Genomic DNA, 4,146 nt, shown 5'->3' on the forward strand with positions numbered 1-4,146 from the left:
ACCGGACGCGCCGTCGCCTGGTACGTGCATGTGTACGGTGCGTGGATCCTGCTGGGACTGGTGTGCCTCCACCTGCTCGCGGCGATGTTCCACGAATGGACGAGAGGGGACGATTTCATCGCCCGGCACATGGGGTTCAAGCGGCTTCAGCAGGAAGAACGCGAGGCGTGAGTTCTCTGGCGAACTCCCGATGTCCAGCGGCTACGGGACGAATCTGCGCGATCCAAGATAGTTTGGCCGGTGTAGTCCGGGCAAGTTTGGCCACCGTAGGCGGGTTCATCGGCCCACCGCTGAGGGAATACCTTGCGCGCTGCTGCCGCGGCTTGTACGACGCCGGCTGACACGGCCGCTTAACGACTACTACGCTGTCGCAGTTGACGCGACCACCGCGGGAAACAATCTCCGAGACATCGATAACGGGGATCAGTCATGACCATGCCGGACGAGAGAACCAGAGCCTTGCTTTGGGCGGGAAGCTTGCTTATCGACATCGCCCAAGACCAGTCCCTTCCGCTGTCTCTTCGGCGAAGAGCCGTGACCATTGCGCGGCATTTCCCAACGATCGAGGACGTCGCTTGGATAGTTGGATCCCTGCGCGATTCGGTTCTTAGCATTGGGATGGCGTCACCGGAGAACGCCCTGCCTGAAGAGGCCGATCGGGACTTCACTCCCTTACGGCACTCCACAAGGCTCAGATGGCCCGGGGACGATTGAGCCCGCCACTTCTCTCGGGCCAGAAGCGTTCTGACTCTCCCCTTGAAGACCTCGATTGGTAGGCGTAGGCTTTACTTGTGCCGGAAAGACCGCCACAGCCACTGCCATGAGGGAGCCTCATGCGTCTTGATTGCCTAGTCCTGATAGGACAGTTTGCGCCGTTACACAACGGCCACATCGCCTTGCTGCACCGCGCGCTTGAGCGCGCTGATCGCGTCATCGTCCTGATAGGGTCCGCCGGGCGCGCCCGTAATAGCCGTCACCCATGGACCGCCGCCGAGCGCGAGCAGATGATCCGCGCAGCGCTGCCGGCCGAGTCCGCCCGGATCCTGATTCGTCCGCTGCGTGATCACCTCTACAATGAGAACGCCTGGATCGCCGCCGTCCAATCGGCCGTCCGGGATGCCTTGGGTGCCGACGGTTCGCCATCCCAGCGTATCGGCCTGATCGGCGGCCCGGAGAGCGCCGGCGTGGACTACCTACGCGCCTTCCCACAATGGTCGCGGGAGGAAGTCCCGCTGGTCGACGGCCCACGGGCCGGTGAACTACGCGACAGCTTCCTGGAAGACTCGGCTGAAGGCATGGCCATAGTCCACGCCCACGTCCCTCCGGCCGTAGCCGATCTACTGACCAGCTTCCGTGACACACCGGCTTATCGCGGCCGGGTAGAGGAGCGGCGCTTCGTAGAGCGGTATCGCCAAGGCTGGGAATCTTCTCCCTACCCCCCCACCTTCGTGACGGTCGACGGCGTCGTCATTCATTCTGGTCACGTGCTGCTGGTCGAGCGCGGAGCCCAACCGGGCAAGGGGCAGTGGGCACTTCCCGGGGGATTCGTACGAGGCGACGAGCGCCTGCTCGATGCTGTCGTGCGCGAGCTCCGTGAGGAGACGCGGCTGAAGCTGCCGGCACCGGTCCTGCGGGGATCGCTGCGTGCCCAGGAAGCCTTCGACCATCCCGAGCGATCGTTGCGCGGCCGCACGATCACCCACGCATTCCACTTCGAGTTCCCCGCCGGTGATCTCCCGCCTGTGAAGGGCGGCGATGATGCCGCCAAGGCGCGCTGGTTCCCGCTAGCGGAGCTGCGCGGCATGGAATCGCAGATCTACGAAGACCACTTCTACATCATCGAACGCTTCATCGGCACGCTTTAGCAAGACGCGTTGCGCGGACGCGACCCTCCGCGCCGGAGCCGGAAAGACCGGATCCGTCACCCCTGGAAGGAACTTCCGAGGAGAACATCATGTTTGGTATCCGCTACGCCAAGGTCAGCCCCACCACCTACCTGATCCAGTACCGCAATGGTCAGCCGGTCCGCGAGGGCACGGGCCTCGCCTTCTTCTATTTCGCGCCCAGCGCCTCGCTGGTCTCCATTCCCATGGAGAGCGTGGACGTGCCCTTCATGTTCCGCGAGGTCAGTGCGGACTTCCAGGAAGTCACGGTCCAGGGCCAGGTCACCTACCGCGTGGCCGATCCGAAGCTGCTGGCGTCCCTGATGAACTTCACGCTCAAGGCCAACGGCAGCGATTACGTGTCCGAGGATCCGGGCAAGCTGCCGCAGCGCGTGGTCAATGCCGTCCAGGTGCAGCTGCGAGCCGCCCTGCAGGGCCAGCACCTGCAGGCACTGCTGCGCGAGTCCGAGGGGCTGGTGCAGGCAGTGCGCGACGGCCTGCGCCAACCGGATGGCCTGCCGAGCCTGGGCCTGGAACTGGTCAGCCTGGCCGTGCTGGCCATCAAGCCGACACCGGACACGGCGCGAGCGCTGGAAGCCACTGTCCGTGAGCAGATCCTCAAGGACGCTGACGACGCTCTATACGTCCGCCGCAACGCTGCGATCGAGCAGGAGCGTGCGGTCAAGGAGAACGAGCTCAACACCGAGATCGCCGTGGAAGCCAAGAAGCGGCAGATCCGGGAAACACAGATGGAAGCCGAACGCGCCCTGCTGGACAAGCGCCAGCAGATCCAGGCGCAGGAGATGCAGGGCCACATCTCGCACGAGAAAGAAAACGAGACCCTTACCGAGCTGCGCGCCGCCAATGCGCGTCGTGAGGCCGATGCCAAAGCCTATGCCATGGGCGCCCTGGTCAAGACGGTCAGCGCTGTCGATCCGAAGGTATTGCAGGCCTTGGCGCTGGGAAGCGCCGAACCCGGCACGATCATCGCCGCGGCCTTCCAGGAACTGGCCCAGAACGCCGGCAAGATTGGCGAGCTAAACATCTCGCCGGACCTGTTGCAGCAGCTCACCCACCCGGCAGCCCACACCGCGAGGAAGTAAGCCATGGACGCCCTGCAGCACCGGATCATCCTGGTGACGCGGCGCACACGGCTTGAGGATCTGGTTGCTCGACTGAACACCGTCGAGCAGGCCAGGTTCTATGTCGAGCATCTGGGCGCCGACTTTTCCGACTACGAAACCGAGCATGCCGTCTACCACCGCGCGGTGGCGTCGGCAGAGTCCACGCTCCGCCTGTATGGCCGCGTCCAGCGCTTGGAGCGTGGGCTGGTACCGAACTTCCTGTTCCCGCCTGACTGCCTCGTCGTGGTGATCGGACAGGACGGCCTGGTGGCCAATACCCTGAAGTACCTCAACGGTCAGCCTGTCATCGGGGTGAATCCCGAACCCCAGCGCTGGGACGGCGTACTTCTGCCCTTCAAGATGCAGGACTTGAAGGCGCTGATCCCCGAGGCACAGTCCGGCAAGCGTCCAACGCGGTCCGTCACGATGGCACGCGTCAGACTCAGTGATGGCCAGGAGTTGCACGCGGTCAACGACCTCTTCATCGGACCGCGCTCGCACGTGTCAGCGCGTTACACGATCGAGATGGACGGCCGACGGGAAGCCCACTCATCCAGCGGCATCATCGTCTCGACCGGAATGGGTTCGACCGGGTGGTTTCGAAGCCTGCTGACCGGCGCATTGGCGATGGCCGGGCCTGCCAGTTCGGAAGAGCTCAAGCTCCTTCAGCACGCGGGATTTCCTTGGGAATCGAACCACCTTTACTTCACCGTCCGAGAGCCATTTCCCAGTCGCAGCTCGCAGGCAGAACTCGTGTTCGGGCGAATCGAAAGAGGAACTTCACTGCAATTGACATCATCAATGCCAGATTACGGCGTGATCTTCAGCGATGGCGTCGAGAGCGATTTCCTTGAGTTCAACTCTGGCATTCGGGCTGATGTAGGAATTAGCCAGAAGAGCGGGACTCTAGTTCAATGAAGTTCCCAAGAAACTGAGGGATGGATGCCCAATCTCCGGTATGGAACAACCAATCGGCTAATACGTACATCTTTCGCACTCAGATGTCCGCTTCCGGCCACAAGCGGACGCGCGCAAGCTAAGCCATCCAGACTTGCTCCAAGTCTCTGAATCCCCATTTCTTCGGCGACTCAATGCCCACGATGCTGTCCTTCGCCGAGGCAAGGTCGACATCTCGTCTA

4 protein-coding genes are annotated in these 4,146 nt (G+C 62.9%); all 4 read left to right on the forward strand.

Annotated elements, in window-relative coordinates; genetic code table 11:
• The first annotated feature begins 435 nt into the window (after positions 1–435).
• The 4 genes from CSC78_RS19310 (at position 436) to CSC78_RS18625 (ending at position 3,925) form a co-directional block, all read left to right on the forward strand.
• Complete coding sequence (locus CSC78_RS19310; RefSeq protein ID WP_379609323.1) at positions 436–714, forward strand: BPSL0761 family protein; 279 nt, start codon at positions 436–438, stop codon at positions 712–714.
• Positions 715–833: 119 nt separating this feature from the next.
• Positions 834–1,865: a bifunctional nicotinamide-nucleotide adenylyltransferase/Nudix hydroxylase gene (locus tag CSC78_RS18615; RefSeq protein WP_162339363.1), complete on the forward strand. Its 1,032-nt coding sequence runs from the start codon at positions 834–836 to the stop codon at positions 1,863–1,865.
• An 89-nt stretch (positions 1,866–1,954) separates the two neighbouring features.
• A complete protein-coding gene (locus CSC78_RS18620) occupies positions 1,955–2,986 on the forward strand; it encodes an SPFH domain-containing protein (RefSeq protein WP_162339364.1) in 1,032 nt (343 codons plus the stop codon).
• A 3-nt stretch (positions 2,987–2,989) separates the two neighbouring features.
• A complete protein-coding gene (locus CSC78_RS18625; protein WP_162339365.1) occupies positions 2,990–3,925 on the forward strand; it encodes a diacylglycerol kinase catalytic domain-containing protein in 936 nt (311 codons plus the stop codon).
• Positions 3,926–4,146 lie beyond the last annotated feature (221 nt).

It is taken from the genome of Pseudoxanthomonas japonensis (assembly GCF_010093445.1).
Lineage (GTDB): Bacteria > Pseudomonadota > Gammaproteobacteria > Xanthomonadales > Xanthomonadaceae > Pseudoxanthomonas_A > Pseudoxanthomonas_A japonensis.